Annotated in this window: 19 protein-coding genes; 17 read left to right on the plus strand and 2 right to left on the minus strand. The window is 37.1% G+C overall.

Annotated features, from left to right (window positions below; genetic code table 11):
* Nucleotides 1-19 precede the first annotated feature (19 nt).
* The 12 genes from rpmA to recN all read left to right on the plus strand — a co-directional run bounded on the left by rpmA (nt 20) and on the right by recN (nt 9781).
* Nucleotides 20-301 carry a 50S ribosomal protein L27 gene (rpmA, locus tag FD46_RS05850; RefSeq protein ID WP_057896231.1) on the plus strand — a complete coding sequence of 94 codons (282 nt, stop codon included), beginning with the start codon at nt 20-22 and terminating at the stop codon, nt 299-301.
* Between the two features lie 98 nt (nt 302-399).
* Nucleotides 400-1467: a M24 family metallopeptidase gene (locus tag FD46_RS05855; RefSeq protein ID WP_057896232.1), complete on the plus strand. Its 1068-nt coding sequence runs from the start codon at nt 400-402 to the stop codon at nt 1465-1467.
* A gap of 263 nt (nt 1468-1730) precedes the next feature.
* Entirely contained in the window at nt 1731-2288 is a 558-nt protein-coding gene (gene efp, locus FD46_RS05860) for an elongation factor P (protein ID WP_057896233.1), read from the plus strand.
* Nucleotides 2289-2307: 19 nt separating this feature from the next.
* Nucleotides 2308-2742 carry an Asp23/Gls24 family envelope stress response protein gene (locus FD46_RS05865; RefSeq protein ID WP_057896234.1) on the plus strand — a complete coding sequence of 145 codons (435 nt, stop codon included), beginning with the start codon at nt 2308-2310 and terminating at the stop codon, nt 2740-2742.
* Nucleotides 2739-3164 (plus strand): transcription antitermination factor NusB, encoded by a 426-nt coding sequence (gene nusB / locus FD46_RS05870; RefSeq protein WP_057896235.1) that lies wholly within the window; start codon nt 2739-2741, stop codon nt 3162-3164. Before FD46_RS05865 ends, nusB begins: the two co-directional genes overlap by 4 nt.
* Nucleotides 3165-3362: 198 nt before the next feature.
* Nucleotides 3363-4241: a bifunctional methylenetetrahydrofolate dehydrogenase/methenyltetrahydrofolate cyclohydrolase FolD gene (gene folD / locus FD46_RS05875; protein WP_157047097.1), complete on the plus strand. Its 879-nt coding sequence runs from the start codon at nt 3363-3365 to the stop codon at nt 4239-4241.
* Complete coding sequence (xseA, locus tag FD46_RS05880; RefSeq protein WP_420805346.1) at nt 4210-5562, plus strand: exodeoxyribonuclease VII large subunit; 1353 nt, start codon at nt 4210-4212, stop codon at nt 5560-5562. The genes folD and xseA overlap by 32 nt, the downstream gene beginning before the upstream one ends.
* On the plus strand, nt 5555-5791 hold the full coding sequence (locus FD46_RS05885) for an exodeoxyribonuclease VII small subunit (RefSeq protein ID WP_057896238.1): 237 nt from the start codon (nt 5555-5557) through the stop codon (nt 5789-5791). The genes xseA and FD46_RS05885 overlap by 8 nt, the downstream gene beginning before the upstream one ends.
* Nucleotides 5778-6686, plus strand: coding sequence for a polyprenyl synthetase family protein (locus tag FD46_RS05890; protein WP_157047098.1), 909 nt, complete (start codon nt 5778-5780; stop codon nt 6684-6686). Before FD46_RS05885 ends, FD46_RS05890 begins: the two co-directional genes overlap by 14 nt.
* A complete protein-coding gene (locus FD46_RS05895) occupies nt 6683-7498 on the plus strand; it encodes a TlyA family RNA methyltransferase (protein WP_057896239.1) in 816 nt (271 codons plus the stop codon). Before FD46_RS05890 ends, FD46_RS05895 begins: the two co-directional genes overlap by 4 nt.
* Nucleotides 7499-7587: 89 nt before the next feature.
* Nucleotides 7588-8040, plus strand: a complete 453-nt coding sequence (locus FD46_RS05900) for an arginine repressor (protein WP_057896240.1) — start codon at nt 7588-7590, stop codon at nt 8038-8040.
* Between the two features lie 52 nt (nt 8041-8092).
* Nucleotides 8093-9781 carry a DNA repair protein RecN gene (recN, locus tag FD46_RS05905; protein ID WP_057896241.1) on the plus strand — a complete coding sequence of 563 codons (1689 nt, stop codon included), beginning with the start codon at nt 8093-8095 and terminating at the stop codon, nt 9779-9781.
* 169 nt (nt 9782-9950) lie between these two features.
* Here recN and lexA read toward each other — a convergent pair whose 3' ends face one another.
* Nucleotides 9951-10574, minus strand: coding sequence for a transcriptional repressor LexA (gene lexA / locus FD46_RS05910; RefSeq protein WP_057896242.1), 624 nt, complete (start codon nt 10572-10574; stop codon nt 9951-9953).
* A gap of 154 nt (nt 10575-10728) precedes the next feature.
* Here lexA and FD46_RS05915 point away from each other — a divergent pair, with 154 nt between their 5' ends.
* Together FD46_RS05915 and FD46_RS05920 are read left to right on the plus strand one after the other, a co-directional pair.
* Nucleotides 10729-10977, plus strand: a complete 249-nt coding sequence (locus FD46_RS05915) for a DUF896 domain-containing protein (protein WP_057896243.1) — start codon at nt 10729-10731, stop codon at nt 10975-10977.
* An 87-nt stretch (nt 10978-11064) separates the two neighbouring features.
* Nucleotides 11065-11289 (plus strand): YneF family protein, encoded by a 225-nt coding sequence (locus FD46_RS05920; RefSeq protein WP_057896244.1) that lies wholly within the window; start codon nt 11065-11067, stop codon nt 11287-11289.
* Between the two features lie 24 nt (nt 11290-11313).
* Here the strand turns inward: FD46_RS05920 and FD46_RS05925 are convergent, their stop codons facing one another.
* The gene (locus FD46_RS05925) at nt 11314-11946 is read right to left on the minus strand and encodes a lysophospholipid acyltransferase family protein (RefSeq protein ID WP_057896245.1); all 633 of its coding nucleotides are present in this window, start codon (nt 11944-11946) and stop codon (nt 11314-11316) included.
* A 122-nt stretch (nt 11947-12068) separates the two neighbouring features.
* Here FD46_RS05925 and FD46_RS05930 point away from each other — a divergent pair, with 122 nt between their 5' ends.
* The 3 genes from FD46_RS05930 to FD46_RS05940 all read left to right on the plus strand — a co-directional run bounded on the left by FD46_RS05930 (nt 12069) and on the right by FD46_RS05940 (nt 14165).
* Nucleotides 12069-12782, plus strand: coding sequence for a tRNA1(Val) (adenine(37)-N6)-methyltransferase (locus FD46_RS05930; RefSeq protein ID WP_057896246.1), 714 nt, complete (start codon nt 12069-12071; stop codon nt 12780-12782).
* Nucleotides 12772-13083: a GIY-YIG nuclease family protein gene (locus FD46_RS05935; RefSeq protein ID WP_057896247.1), complete on the plus strand. Its 312-nt coding sequence runs from the start codon at nt 12772-12774 to the stop codon at nt 13081-13083. Before FD46_RS05930 ends, FD46_RS05935 begins: the two co-directional genes overlap by 11 nt.
* Nucleotides 13084-13175: 92 nt before the next feature.
* Nucleotides 13176-14165 (plus strand): D-2-hydroxyacid dehydrogenase, encoded by a 990-nt coding sequence (locus tag FD46_RS05940; RefSeq protein ID WP_057896248.1) that lies wholly within the window; start codon nt 13176-13178, stop codon nt 14163-14165.
* Nucleotides 14166-14312 lie beyond the last annotated feature (147 nt).

Below are 14312 nucleotides of genomic sequence, written 5' to 3' on the forward strand. Positions count from 1 at the left end.
TGAGGAGGTGCAGAATACTATGTTAATGAATTTACAGTTTTTCGCTCATAAAAAGGGTGGCGGTTCGACTTCTAATGGCCGTGATTCAGAATCCAAGCGCTTAGGTTCAAAGAGTGCCGATGGACAAATTGTTTCTGGCGGTTCAATTCTTTACCGTCAGCGCGGAACGCGCATTTACCCAGGAATCAATGTTGGTAAGGGCGGCGATGATACATTGTTTGCTAAAGTTGATGGTGTAGTTCGTTTTGAACGTAAAGGTCGCGACAAGAAACAGGTATCTGTTTACCCAGTGGCAGAATAAACTATTTCAGAAACTTGATATAAGATCAATACGGAACGTAACGTTTTGTGTTGGTCTTTTTATTTTTGCAGAAACAAAATTAAGAAGGGAGCTCAATCATGCAATTAGAAAGAGTTGTAAAACTTCGCAGTGAAATGGAAAAAATGAGTGTGGACGCTTTTTTAATTACAAATCCGGTCAATATTTTTTATCTGAGCGGTTTTACAGGAGATGCTGGAGTAGCTCTTGTGACGGAAGATAACCAGTATTTGATTACTGATTCAAGATTTGGTGAGCAAATCAAGTCACAAGTTAAATATTGGTCCTGTGAGATTACTCGAGAATACCTTAAGACTGCTTGCCACCTTGTAACTGAGAAACACCTTTTGGCTATGGCATTTGAAGGCTCCTTATCTTATAATGAATATGAAGTTCTTGACGAAAATGCGGTTTCAGATATTGTTGCCTTTGATGGTGTTATTGAAAAACTGCGTTCTGTAAAAGATACACAAGAAATTGCTTTGCTCCGTAAATCTTGTAGTTTAGCGGGTTTGGGCTATCAAAAATTTTTAGAGACAGTTGCTAAAGGACAAACTGAGATTGAAGCTGCTAATGAATTAGATTATATAATGAAGAAATTGGGGGCAGCCGAAAGTTCGTTTTCTACCATTGTGGCGAGTGGAAACAGAAGTAGTTTGCCTCATGGGACTGCTTCTATGCGCAAACTTAGGCAAAACGATATTGTCACCCTTGATTTTGGATACTTTTATCAAGGATATACTTCTGATGTGACTAGAACATTTTCAATTGGGCCTCAGATATCAGATGTTAGAGATACTTATCAAACTGTTCTAAGAGCACAGGAAAAGACCATTGAAGCAATCCGTCCTGGAATTACGGGCAGCCAATTGGACAGAATTGGAAGAAGTTTAATTACAGAAGCTGGTTATGGAAAGTTTTTCAATCATGGCATGGGTCATGGAATTGGTATGAGCATTCATGAACTACCCAATATTGGTATGGGTTATGAAGATATTTTGGTGCCAGGACAGGTAATAACAATTGAGCCTGGGGTCTATATTCCAAACAAAGCCGGGATCAGAATCGAAGATGATGTTCTTGTAACTGAGTCTGGCTATGAAATACTAACAGATTTTTCTAAGGAATACTTTGAAATCAAGGGGTAAGCTTGCATTTTTATTGTTTTTATTGCTATTATAAATTGTGTATAGGTATTAAAAAAGAAAGTATGCTAAAGTGAGACTTTGAAGTTCAAGCAGAATTGATGAGAGTATTATAGACTGATTTGATTGCATTTCGGAATTAAGTGTGAAAAATTTGTTATCAGTGGGTGGTTAAGAGGTTTTAGGCAAAGTTACGATTACTATGACCCGATATGTTAAAATGAATATGCGTAGTGTTAAAATTATGTTTTTGTAGGAGGAACCTTATGATTTCGGTTAATGAATTTAAAAATGGATTAACAATTGAGGTTGACGGTGATATTTGGCGGGTAGTTGAATTCCAGCATGTTAAGCCAGGCAAGGGATCAGCATTTGTCCGTTCAAAGCTAAAAAATTTACGTACTGGAGCAGTTCAGGAAAAAACATTCCGTGCAGGAGAAAAGGTAGAGCAGGCACAAATTGATAATCGTAAGATGCAGTACTTGTATGCAGATGGAGACAATCATGTCTTTATGGATACGACTACTTACGAACAACTTGAATTACCCGTGGAGCAGATTAAAAATGAATTAAACTACTTAAAAGAAAATATGCTTGTTAATATTATTATGTATGGAAATGAAACGCTAGGTGTTGATTTGCCAAATACTGTTGATTTGAAAGTAGCTGCAACGGAACCTGGAATTAAGGGTGATACAGCTTCCGGCGGGTCCAAACCTGCTACTTTGGAAACTGGATTGGTTGTTCAAGTTCCCTTCTTTGTAAATGAAGGTGATGTGTTAACAATTAATACACAGGATGGAAGCTATATTTCCAGAGCTTAGCTCAAAGGAGGAAGTGTCGATGGCTGAGAATGATAATATTTTAATTGAAACTGAAAGCCCTAGACTAGGCCAGATTGAAGTTACTCCGGAAGTAATTGAGATAATCGTTGGAATTGCAGCTAGTCAAGTTGATGGTGTTTATTCGATGCGCGGCTCACTTGCAAGCAGTTTAAACGAACTTTTTGGACGTAAAAGCCGCGGCAAAGGGGTTAAACTTGAGCAAAAAGATGACAAATTAAAAGCTGAAGTTTATGTATTTTTGAATTACGGAGTGCCTGTCCCTAAAGTTGCGCTAGAAATCCAAGAGAAAGTTAGACAGCAATTATTTTTCATGACAGGGCTTAAATTGACGGGTATCGATGTTTTTGTGCAGGGTGTTGTGCCTGAAAAACAAGAGACAACCGTAAACCCGAATGACTTGTTTAGTGAAAAAGAAAATGGTGATAACAATTGAGTATAACCAGACATTCTATTAGGCATGTGGCTTTTCAGATACTCTTTGCGCTTGAAAGTAATCCTGATACTGATATAAATGCTCTTTACGAACAGTTACGTGTCGATGATGAAAAATTGACGCTTCCAGCAGTGATACCGCCATATTTGGTTGAGTTAACTGAAGGTGTCGTTTCACATAAAGAAGAGCTTGATGCAGTGATTTCAAGTTATTTAAGTAAGCAATGGAATTTGAAACGTCTTACTAAAACGGATTTAATTTTATTGCGTTTAGCAGCCTATGAAGTTCAAGATGTGGCGGATGTTCCGGCTAAAGTAGCCGTTGACGAAGCACTTCAATTAGCAAGAGAGTTCAGTGATGAAAAATCACGCCGCTTTGTTAATGGAATTCTTTCGAATTTAATTATTGCTGACGAAAAATGAATTTTTCACTTGATAGAATAGATATAGTAGCAATTTGAGCAGAAGCCGGTTATGGCTTCTGCTTTTTTATGCGTTATCACCGACAAATTAAGGCTGATAAATTACGAAGCTGAAGAAATTTAATAATTTAAATAATTATTTTCCCACTTGCAAGATATGCTAAAATAGTTACATAGAAAAAGTTAATAATGGGGAATAATGATGACAATAAAGTTAGATGGGAAAAAGCTTGCAGAAAAAGTAAAAACGAGGCTTATTCAACGAATAGCAGACTTAAAATCAAAAGGAATTAAGCCTAAGTTAGTTGTGATACTTGTTGGAGGTGATGAGGCTAGCAAAATCTATGTACGCAATAAGCACCGCACGGCGCAAAAACTTGGAATTGAGACTCAAGACATTCGTTTGCAAAGGACAGTGAAGGAAAGCGAACTTTTGACACTAATCAAGACCTTGAACGCAGATGATTCTGTACATGGGATTCTAGTCCAGTTGCCATTGCCTGAGCAAATCGATGCAAAAGGGGTAATTAATGCAATTAAGCCTGAAAAAGATGTTGATGGATTTAACCCTCAAAACGTAGGTTCCCTTTTTTTGAATGATCCGCATTCACTGCCTTGTACTCCTGCTGGAATTTTGCAGTTTTTTGAAGAATATCATCTTCCGGTTTGCGGCAAGCATGTAGTAATCGTTGGCAGAAGTAATATCGTTGGTAGGCCTATGGCTGCGATAATGCTGAATCATGATGCAACTGTCACTATTACCCACAGTAAGACTAAAAATTTAAGGAAGTTGACGAGGCAGGCAGATATTTTAATTGTTGCAATTGGGAAGGCTGAGTTCATCACAGGAGAAGATATCAAACCTGGTGCAATAGTAATCGATGTTGGAATGAATCGTAATGAAAATGGAAAACTAGTAGGGGATGTTGAACATTCTTCTGTTAATGAAAGAGCGTCTTATCTCACACCTGTGCCAGGTGGAGTGGGTCCGATGACAATTGCAATGCTGATGGAACAAACTGTTAATTTTGCAGAACGGAGTGCTGATTTTGACGGAAAAAACGTATTTAACAGTTAGTGCGCTGACAAGGTACCTGAAGAAAAAGTTTGATGTTGATCCTTATCTAGGCCGTGTTTATTTAACTGGTGAAATTTCAAATTTTCGAATGCGTCCGCGTGCACATCAATACTTCAGTCTCAAAGACAAGGAGGCTAAAATTAATGCCATTATGTTTCGTTCTGCATTTGATAAAGTTAAATTCAAACCAGAAGAAGGCATGAAAGTTTTAGTAGTAGGACGTGTTTCTTTATACGAAGCTAGCGGCAATTATCAAATTTATGTTGAAAAAATGGAACCGGATGGTGTAGGAGCTTTATATCAGGCTTATGAACAATTAAAAAGGAAATTAGCTGCAGAAGGTATTTTTAGTGCTCCTAAAAAAGACATTTGTCGTTTTCCGCGTAGAATTGCTGTAATTACAAGTCGTTCAGGTGCAGTTATCAAAGATATTATGACAACAGTCCGTAGACGTTATCCGATTGCGCAGATTGTTTTATTTCCAGCACTTGTTCAAGGCGAAGGAGCTGCTAAAGACATTGTTGGTAGAATCAAGCAAGTTGAGGAGTATGGCAATTTTCAAACACTGATTATTGGTAGGGGTGGTGGGTCAATAGAGGATCTTTGGCCCTTTAATGAAGAAATTGTTGCACGAGCGATTTATGAATGCAAGATTCCTGTGATTTCATCTGTCGGTCACGAAACAGATGTAACAATAGCTGATCTAGTTGCTGATGTCCGGGCAGCAACTCCAACAGCAGCTGCAGAATTGGCAGTTCCTGTTTTGAGTGAGGAAATAATTAAGATAGAGCAGTTGCGTTTAAGACTCTATCATAGTTTGAAGGCTCAATTGCAACTTAAAAGACAAGCACTGCAAAAATTACGTAACTCTTATGTATTCAAACAACCTGGTAGATTATATGAAAGTTATTTGCAAAAAGTGGATTATTTGCAAAAACAAATAATTCAATTAATGCGGGTCGATTTGAACAAAAAAGAACAGCAGCAGATGCAGCTATTCTCTCAATTGCAAAAACAGGCACCTACTGAAAAGTTGCATTTATTGCTTAAACAAGTTATTTATTTAAAACAAAGGCTTTTTTCTGCATATGAAAATTATTTCAAAACAAAAAGACAAAAGCTGTGTTCGGCAGTAGCAAACTTAGAGATGCTAAGCCCGCTAAGGGTAATGGCAAGAGGGTATGGCTATGCAACTGTTGATGGAAAAGTAGTTCGGTCTATTACTCAACTTTCACCTGCCGAGAAAATATCTTTTCATATACAGGGCGGCACTATAGATGCAAAAATACTAAATATTACGGAGGATGAACAAAATGGCTAAAGAAGAAACTTTTGAGGAAAGCTTAAACAAACTTGAAAAAATTGTGCAGCAATTAGAACGTGGTGAAGCTCCGTTAGAAGCTGCGGTAGAACAGTTTCAAAAGGGCATAAAGTTAAGTGGAGACTTACAACAAAAACTGGAGCTGGCTGAAAAAACTTTGACAAAGGTAATTGGTGAGGCAGGTAAAGAAGAAAACTTCGACAGGGATAGTGACGATGATGGAAAGTGATCTGAATAGTTTTCGTCAAGAAAAACTTCCATTGCTTGAACAGCAGATGAAAAACTTTTTACAAGGCCTTGATGCAGAGAAAAGTTTGCAGAAATCAATGCAATACTCGCTTGAAAGCGGCGGAAAGAGGATTAGACCGCTTTTAATGCTGGCTGTTTGTCAAGTTTTAAAAAAACGTGTTGATGAACCGGTATTTGCTGCAGCGGGGAGTCTGGAATTTGTTCATACTTACTCACTTATTCACGATGATTTGCCCGAAATGGATAATGATGATTTGAGGAGAGGCCGTCCAACAAATCACAAGGTTTTTGGTCAGGCTGAAGCAGTTTTAGCCGGTGATGGTCTGCTAACTGCCTCCTTTGAATGGCTTGCAAACTGTCAATTGCCGTCTGAACTTAAGTTAAAATTAATTGGGCTTTTAGCAACAGCAGCAGGACCACAGGGAATGGTGAGCGGACAAGTTGCTGATATTGAAGGTGAGCATAAAGAACTCAAACTGGCTCAGTTGCAATTATTACACCGGCGAAAAACAGGTGCCCTGATTCAATATGCTTGCCAAGCAGGAGGTCTAATTGGAGATGCAAATGCTCGCCAAATGATTTACTTGACACAATTTGGCCAAAGTTTTGGTCTTGCTTTTCAAATCAACGATGACATTTTAGATGTAGTTAGTACGCAAGAAAAACTAGGCAAAGCAGTCCATAAAGATCAGGCTGAAAATAAAAATACTTATCCAGGTTTATTAGGTTTAAAAGAATCCTATTCTGAACTTAAGCGTGTTGTTCAAAAAGCAAAGAATGCATTAGAAGGATTGCAAAAAAACTTAGAAAACGGAAAAAATACTGAATTATTATGGGACTTCTTGGATTATTTTTCAAGGAAGGGCAATGCATGAAAAAGGAAAGAATAGACGTTTTACTGGTTCAACAAGGGCTTTTTGAAACAAGAGAACAGGCTAAAAGAGCTGTAATGGCTGGTGAAATTTTAGGTATTAATGAAGAAAGATTAGATAAGCCCGGGATGAAAATCGATAGCACTACAAAATTGCATTTTAAGGGGAAAAAGATGCCCTTTGTAAGTCGAGGGGGTTTTAAACTTGCCAAGGCACTTAAAGTTTTTCAGTTAACTACTGCTGATAAAATAATTCTGGATATTGGCGCTTCGACTGGCGGTTTCACAGATGTAGCATTGCAAAATAACGCAGCCTTGAGCTATGCTTTGGATGTTGGTACAAATCAGTTAGCTTGGAAGATCAGGCAAGATCCACGCGTTGTGGTAATGGAAAATACAAATTTCCGCTATAGTAAACTGGCTGATTTTAAAAACGGCAGACCTGAGTTCGCGACTATTGATGTTTCTTTTATTTCATTAGATCTGATTTTACCGCCTTTGCATGAAATAATTATTCCTAGAGGAGATGTTGTTGCGCTAATTAAGCCTCAGTTTGAAGCTGGCAGAGAAAACGTTGGCAAACATGGTATTGTGCGCGACCCAAAGGTCCATAAAGCAGTGCTGGACAAGATAGTTGGTTTTTCTTTGGATGCAGGATTCGACGTTTGCGGGCTGGATTATTCACCTATTACAGGAGGAGAAGGAAACATAGAATTTTTGATTCACCTTAAAAGTTCAACCGCAAGAGGTACTCTAACTGCGGAAGTTGATCCTCAGAAAGTAATTAGTGATGCTCATAAAGCTTTTAAAAGGTAATTTTTATAAAATTTTGCTTTAATAATTATTCAAATTACGCTATCATTAATACAAAAATGTGAATATTTTTCAGAAACTTGGTGAAAATGATGCGTAAGCAGGAAAGACAAAATGCAATAAAAGAATTATTGCGGCAATATAACATTGACCGGCAAGAAGAAATTGTGGAACTTTTAAAACAGCAGGGAATTAATGTTACCCAGGCCACGATTTCGCGTGATGTAAAGGAAATGCAATTGATTAAACTTCCTTCACCAACCGGCCAATACAAATATAGTTTTCCAGCTGAAAAAAAAATGAATACCGAAAAGAAATTACGCAAAACACTACGTGGTGCATATATAACAGCAAGAGTTCAGGGAGAATTTTTACTGCTTAAGGTTTCTCCAGGCAACGGACCGGTGATTGCAAGTTTAATTGATCAGATGCGCTATAAGGATATTTTTGGAACCTTAGGCGATGATGATACTGTACTCATAATTACTAAGGAGTCTTATAAACCAAATGATATTCTGCAAAAGTTGCTTGAAATGATTGAATAACAATATTTCCTATACTGGTTGGTAGTTTAGGATAAAGGAATGGGATGAACTGATGCTGCGGGAACTTACAATCAGAGACTTTGCAATCATTGAAAAACTTGATCTTCAATTTGATTCGCATATGACAGTTTTGACTGGTGAAACCGGTGCTGGAAAGTCAATCGTTATTGATGCTTTGGGTTTGCTTTCGGGTGAGAGAGGATCACAAGAATTCATTCGTAAAGGGGCTTCAAAGTCGATCTTGCAAGGACTTTTTGCCTTACCGCAAGATAAAACATTCGTTGACTATTTAGAAAAGGTCGGTGTTCAGGGTGATCGCGGCGGTTTAATTATACAACGTGAGCTTTATCGTAGTGGACATAGTGTTTGCAGAGTTAATAATACTCTTGTTACTTTGGCGGTTTTACGTAAAATTGGCGGCCGTCTGATTGATATTCATGGACAAAATGATAATCAGGCGTTAATGCATGTTGAAAATCACTTAAAATTATTGGACCAATTTAATAAACGTAGCGAAGTACTGAAACATAGTTATCAGAAAGAATTCATTGAATATCAAGAGCACAAAAAGGATATAGAAAAAAAACGTTCAGACGAAAAAAAGTGGGTACAAAGGCTAGATATGCTGAAGTTTCAGATTAAGGAAATTGAAGAGGCACACTTAAAAAGCGGTGAAGAAGATAAGCTGAATAGTGAGAAAGAAAAATTAGAAAATTTTCAAACTATTAGAGAAGCACTTTTGCAAAGCTATCAGCTTCTTTCTGGTGGTGAAGAGGATTTGCTCAGCAGGTTGGGAAGTGCGAGCGAGATAATGGGAAAAATTGCGGCTTATTCTGAAAATTTAAAAACAATCAGCAGTACTTTTTCTACTGCTTTTTATTCTCTTCAAGACTCTGCTCATGATATTTCACGTGAACTTGATGGGATGGAATGGGATGAAGGACGATTAAACGAGGTTAATCTTCGTTTGGAGCTTATTAACCAACTTGAACGTAAATATGGTGATTCTGTTTCACAGATTTTGAGTTATTGCGAGCAGATCAAAGCTGAACTTGAAAAAATGCAAAATGCGCAAGAAGATAGCGGTAAACAAGAAGAAGAATTAGAAAAAATGTACCAGTCAGCGTATCAAAAAGCGCTGCTTCTATCTGCAGAAAGAAAAAAATCAGCTCACCTGCTTGAAAAAAAGGTACATACACAATTAAAAGCTTTATATATGGATAAAGCTGTTTTTCAGGTTTATTTTGATGACAGTGAGCATGAATTGGATACAAGTGGAATTGACAAAGTTGAATTTTATGTACAGACTAACCCCGGTGAAGCCAGCGGTCCTTTGAATAAAATTGCTTCTGGAGGCGAGTTGTCACGTATTATGCTGGCGTTGAAGACAATTTTTGCACAGGATCATAATGTCACTAGTATTATCTTTGATGAAGTAGATACTGGTGTAAGCGGCCGTGTGGCACAAGCTATTGCTGAAAAAATCAGCCAAATTGCTGCAGCTTCTCAAGTACTTTGTATTACACATCTGCCGCAAGTTGCTGCGATTAGTGACCACCATTTTCTGGTTTCAAAACATACTAAAAGGGGTAGAACTGAGACTATTGTTAAAAAATTAACAAAAAATGAACGTGTAGCTGAGTTAGCCAGAATGCTGGCTGGGACAACCATTACGCAACTTACCTTGGAGCACGCTGCGGAGTTATTGACGATGGCAAACATGCAGAAGCAAAGCAAATAGTTTATATATTAAGGTAGAAGAATTTAAACTCGTATCTTACGAGTTTAAATAAGGGACCGAGTCAAAAACATAACTTTTGATCCGGTCCCTTATTTTTTAAATTTTATAGTATATCATTAAAGATGTGTATTTTCTGCATGGAAAGATATTTAAGCGCAACTTGAATGGTCTAAACAAAATTACGGTAAAGACCAACTACTTTGCCGAGAATCATAACCGAATCAAGAATAATCGGATCCATCAAATCATTCTCCGGCTGCAAACGGTAAAAACCTTCCTCTTTAAAGAAACGTTTACATGTGGCTTCGTTATCTTCTGTCATTGCAATAACAATATCACCATTATCAGCGTTGCGCTGCTTTCTTACAATCACTTTATCACCATTTAAAATACCAGCATTAATCATGCTCTTTCCACGAATTGTAAGCATGAATAATCCTTCAGCTGAATTCATGCTTGGAGGTAAAGGAAAGTATTCTGAAGCTTCTTCAACGGCCAGAATCGGTGAACCGGCCGTTACTGTCCCAAGCACAGGAATTGAATTTGTTTCTTCTTGAATTCCTAAGGCTTCCAAACCAAAAGCAGTCACTTCGATAGCGCGGGGCTTAGTAGGATCTCTTTGTAAATATCCTTTTTTTTCAAGCCTTGTTAAATGTCCATGGACTGTTGAGGTTGATGAAAGGTCAACTGCTTGACAGATTTCACGTACAGTCGGCGGGTAGCCTTTCTCATTAACACGTTCGTAAATAAAACGTAAGACAGCCATTTGTCTTTTTTCGGAAGCTTTTGTCATTAACTGACACCTCAATCACTAATTATTACAACTATTTTAACATACTTTACCCACTATTACAAACAAACGTTCGTATATTATATTTGAAACAAAGAGCTTTTTCATGTATCATATGTCATGATTAGAAAATAGAGAAATGGCGGGAGGTGCCAGTATGGCTGGAGAAATCCCAGAAAAATTAATAAAAAGAATCAATGAACTGGCAAAAAAGAAGAAGACAGTGGGGCTGACTCAAGAAGAATTAGACGAACAAAAGAGCTTGCGGGAAACGTATTTGGCTCTTTTTCGTAAGACATTTAGGAGTAATGTTGAACTTTTAAGAGTTTTTGACAAAAATGGTAAGGAAGTAACCCCTGAAAAGGTTCGTAAGATTCAACGGGAACGTAATCTGAGGGACGATTAATTTATTCATTATCGAGTTTACACTTTATTTTTAGAGGATAATTGTGTAAAATTATATATTGAATTGATTTGAAAGGAGCAGTATACAATGTCAACCACAATTTGGGTGTTAATTGTCATCCTTGCTCTCATTTTAGGATTTGTGGGCGGCTTTTTCGCAGCACGCAAATACATGGAAAGTTATTTGAAAAAGAATCCGCCTATAAATGAAAGTATGCTTAAGGTTATGATGCTTCAAATGGGGCAAAAGCCGTCTGAAAAGAAATTGCATCAGATGATGTCCGCAATGAAAGCACAAGGTAAGAAAAAATAAAAGAAGCCCGAGTAAGGGCTTCTTTTATTTTTTCTTTTGTTTCATTGGATCAATATACCTATACGAAGGGTCAAGTTCATCATCAAGTTCTTTAAAACGTGAAATCATTTGTGAAAGAACTAGCTGCTGTTGTTCGTCGGTTAACCTCTTTTTGCGATCAATGTAAATCGGATCTCCGAAGTTGACAACTACTTTTTTTCTTTTCAATAGTCCCTTCATATTTGCCGGGCCTTGATATACTGCAGGTACGATTGGAACTCCGGCAAGCTTAGCAATTAAAAGAACACCGCCCTTTAACTGTTGAGAGTGTCGTGTGCCAGAAGGAAACATAATCAGCGAAAGGCTTCTTTTTTTCAGCCATTTAACTGGTGTCTTTATAACTGAAGGACCGGGATTTTTACGATCTACTGGAAAAGCGTTGGCATGGACAAGAATGTATCGCAGTATCGGATTCTTAAAGAGCTCTTCTTTTGCCATAAAAGAAAATTTTTTTGGTGAAGCTCCCAAAGCAAAATAGATCATGTCAAACCATGCTCTATGAGGACCAACTAGAACATAATTACCCTTAGGAATCCTATTGCGGTTTTTATAGTGAACATTTCCATTTAACAAAAATAAAATAGCCCGTGCTACAATACGAACAAATGAATAGAACATCTTAATGACATTCCTTTCTTAAATTTTAGTATTACCTTTTTTAGTATGCAAAATTTTGAGGAAAGTTGCAAGTTTAATTAGAGTAGGTGAAAGTAATCTTATATAGTAACGAGAGAATTGATATGCTATATGCAAATAATATTAAAATAATTCAAAGTCCGGATGTTTTTTCCTTTTCCTTAGATGCTGTTTTACTTGCATATTTTGCGAGTCCACCACGTAAAAAAAGCGCTAAAATAGTTGATTTATGCGCAGGCAATGGAGCTGTGGGACTTTTTATGAGTAAAAAAACTGCTGGTAAAATAATAGCCGTTGAAATTCAAGAAAAGCTTTTTGATATGGCTAAGCGCAGTATTTTATTGAATCGACTTGATGAACAGATGAAAGTACTAAATATTGATTTGGCTGAATCTTTTAAGTATCTTGAAAAAGATTCTTTTGATACAGTTACTTGTAACCCGCCATATTTTTCAAACCTTCCATTAAGCAAAAAGAATGAAAATCAGTACTTAGCAATTGCTCGTCATGAAATCACTGTCAATTTGAGAAAAATTATTGAAGTTTCAAGTGGGCTTCTTAAGATGAATGGGAAAGCCTATTTTGTGCATCGTCCAGAACGAGCCGCCGAACTTTTTAGCTTGCTACAGGAAAATAGACTCTCACCAAAAAAAATTCAATTGATCTATCCCAAAAAAGATCGTGAAGCAAATATGATTTTGGTAGAAGCCATTAAAGATGGACATCCTAACGGCTTACGTTTTTTGCCTCCGATTATTGTGTATGATGAACAGAATGAATATACGCCTCTATTAAGAAAGATGATTTATGGAAAATAATAAAAAAAAATTCTTTTTCTATGTTTTATTATGTGCAGATAAAACTCTGTATGGTGGTTTCACTACCAATTTAAGCCATCGTTTAGCAATTCATAATGCAGGAAAGGGAGCAAAGTATACAAGATTGAGTAAGCGTAGGCCGCTTAAACTGATTTACTCTGAAAATTTTGAAAGTAAATCAGAAGCTCTAAAAGCAGAATATGCTTTTAAGCACCAAACTCGCAAAAAAAAAATTGAATATTTAATAGCCCACAGTGTATCTCTTGTTAAGCTTTTGTCTGACAAGACAAATATTACGTAAAGGTAATAGTTTCGTGGTAAAATAAAAAAGCGCAGAGATGTTCGGTTAAACTGCGCCACCGTATTATATAGATATTTTTGTGGAGGTTCATTATGAAGTTTATAGCTTTTAATGTACGTAGTGACGAAGAGAAATATTTTAAAGCGTGGGAAGCTCAAAATGATTTACAGGTTAGATGTGTTTCGGGTCCTCTAACTAATGATGAACTTGACAGCGTTGCAGGTTATGATGCAGTTTTAGCACTGCAAACAGGTACATATCCTCAAGATATGTTTAAAAAATTCAAAGAGTATGGCGTTAAAGTCTTCTCAATTCGTAATGTTGGTGTTGACAATATCGATTTGAAAGCTGCAAAAGAGAATGGTGTTTTGGTCACAAATGTGCCAGCTTATTCACCAAATGCGATTGCCGAGTTCTCGGTAACACAATTGATGCAGCTTTTGCGTAATATTACATTGTTTAGAAACAAAGTTGCAGCACATGATTTTCGCTGGGCACCTTATGTTGGTAAAGAGTTGCGTACTTTGACAGTCGGTGTAATAGGAACTGGAAGGATTGGACGTGCAGCAATCAATATTTATCGTGGTTTTGGAGCCAAAGTGATTGCATATGATCTTTATCCTAATCCGACATTAGAAAAGGAAGGAATCTATGTTGATTCCTATGAAGAACTTTTCAAGCAAGCAGATGTAATAACCTTGCATATGCCTGCAACGCCTTCAGATCACCATCTGATTGATAAAAAGGCAATTGCACAAATGAAAGATGGTGTATATATTATTAATACTGCTCGAGGCGCACTCATTGATACGGAAGCGTTGATCTCAGGTATCAAAGAAGGAAAGATTGCAGGGGCAGCTCTAGATACTTACGAAAACGAAAGTCCTATCTTTAACAATGATTTGAGAAACAAGGAGCTTACAGATAGTTTATTTAAACAATTGCTTGAACTCGACAATGTTCTGATTACACCGCATGTTGCTTTTTATACTGAAACTGCTGTTGAAAATATGGTTACGATTGCTTTAAACAGTGCACGCGAAGCTTGTGAAAAGGGAACAGCTGAAACTTTGGTTAAGTAATAATGAAAATTAACAGCTTGTAATTTCACATCTTTTAAGCTATACTACTACAGGTACTTATTTTGTGAGTGCTAATTCACACTCTGTGTGCAGACAAAGGGGTGCTCTTTATTTTTGGAGTCCTTTTGTTAAAGAACATGGGGGAGG

The organism is Liquorilactobacillus oeni DSM 19972 (assembly GCF_001436275.1).
Classification (GTDB): domain Bacteria; phylum Bacillota; class Bacilli; order Lactobacillales; family Lactobacillaceae; genus Liquorilactobacillus; species Liquorilactobacillus oeni.

Excerpts from the sequence above, each read along its gene's own strand:
- rpmA (WP_057896231.1), top strand. The coding sequence starts at position 20 with ATGTTAATGAATTTACAGTTTTTCGCTCATAAAAAGGGTGGCGGTTCG.
- FD46_RS05855 (WP_057896232.1), top strand. The coding sequence starts at position 400 with ATGCAATTAGAAAGAGTTGTAAAACTTCGCAGTGAAATGGAAAAAATG.
- efp (WP_057896233.1), top strand. The coding sequence starts at position 1,731 with ATGATTTCGGTTAATGAATTTAAAAATGGATTAACAATTGAGGTTGAC.
- FD46_RS05865 (WP_057896234.1), top strand. The coding sequence starts at position 2,308 with ATGGCTGAGAATGATAATATTTTAATTGAAACTGAAAGCCCTAGACTA.
- folD (WP_157047097.1), top strand. The coding sequence starts at position 3,363 with ATGATGACAATAAAGTTAGATGGGAAAAAGCTTGCAGAAAAAGTAAAA.
- FD46_RS05885 (WP_057896238.1), top strand. The coding sequence starts at position 5,555 with ATGGCTAAAGAAGAAACTTTTGAGGAAAGCTTAAACAAACTTGAAAAA.
- FD46_RS05890 (WP_157047098.1), top strand. The coding sequence starts at position 5,778 with ATGATGGAAAGTGATCTGAATAGTTTTCGTCAAGAAAAACTTCCATTG.
- FD46_RS05895 (WP_057896239.1), top strand. The coding sequence starts at position 6,683 with ATGAAAAAGGAAAGAATAGACGTTTTACTGGTTCAACAAGGGCTTTTT.
- FD46_RS05900 (WP_057896240.1), top strand. The coding sequence starts at position 7,588 with ATGCGTAAGCAGGAAAGACAAAATGCAATAAAAGAATTATTGCGGCAA.
- recN (WP_057896241.1), top strand. The coding sequence starts at position 8,093 with ATGCTGCGGGAACTTACAATCAGAGACTTTGCAATCATTGAAAAACTT.
- lexA (WP_057896242.1), bottom strand. The coding sequence starts at position 10,574 with ATGACAAAAGCTTCCGAAAAAAGACAAATGGCTGTCTTACGTTTTATT.
- FD46_RS05915 (WP_057896243.1), top strand. The coding sequence starts at position 10,729 with ATGGCTGGAGAAATCCCAGAAAAATTAATAAAAAGAATCAATGAACTG.
- FD46_RS05920 (WP_057896244.1), top strand. The coding sequence starts at position 11,065 with ATGTCAACCACAATTTGGGTGTTAATTGTCATCCTTGCTCTCATTTTA.
- FD46_RS05925 (WP_057896245.1), bottom strand. The coding sequence starts at position 11,946 with ATGTTCTATTCATTTGTTCGTATTGTAGCACGGGCTATTTTATTTTTG.
- FD46_RS05930 (WP_057896246.1), top strand. The coding sequence starts at position 12,069 with ATGCTATATGCAAATAATATTAAAATAATTCAAAGTCCGGATGTTTTT.
- FD46_RS05935 (WP_057896247.1), top strand. The coding sequence starts at position 12,772 with ATGGAAAATAATAAAAAAAAATTCTTTTTCTATGTTTTATTATGTGCA.
- FD46_RS05940 (WP_057896248.1), top strand. The coding sequence starts at position 13,176 with ATGAAGTTTATAGCTTTTAATGTACGTAGTGACGAAGAGAAATATTTT.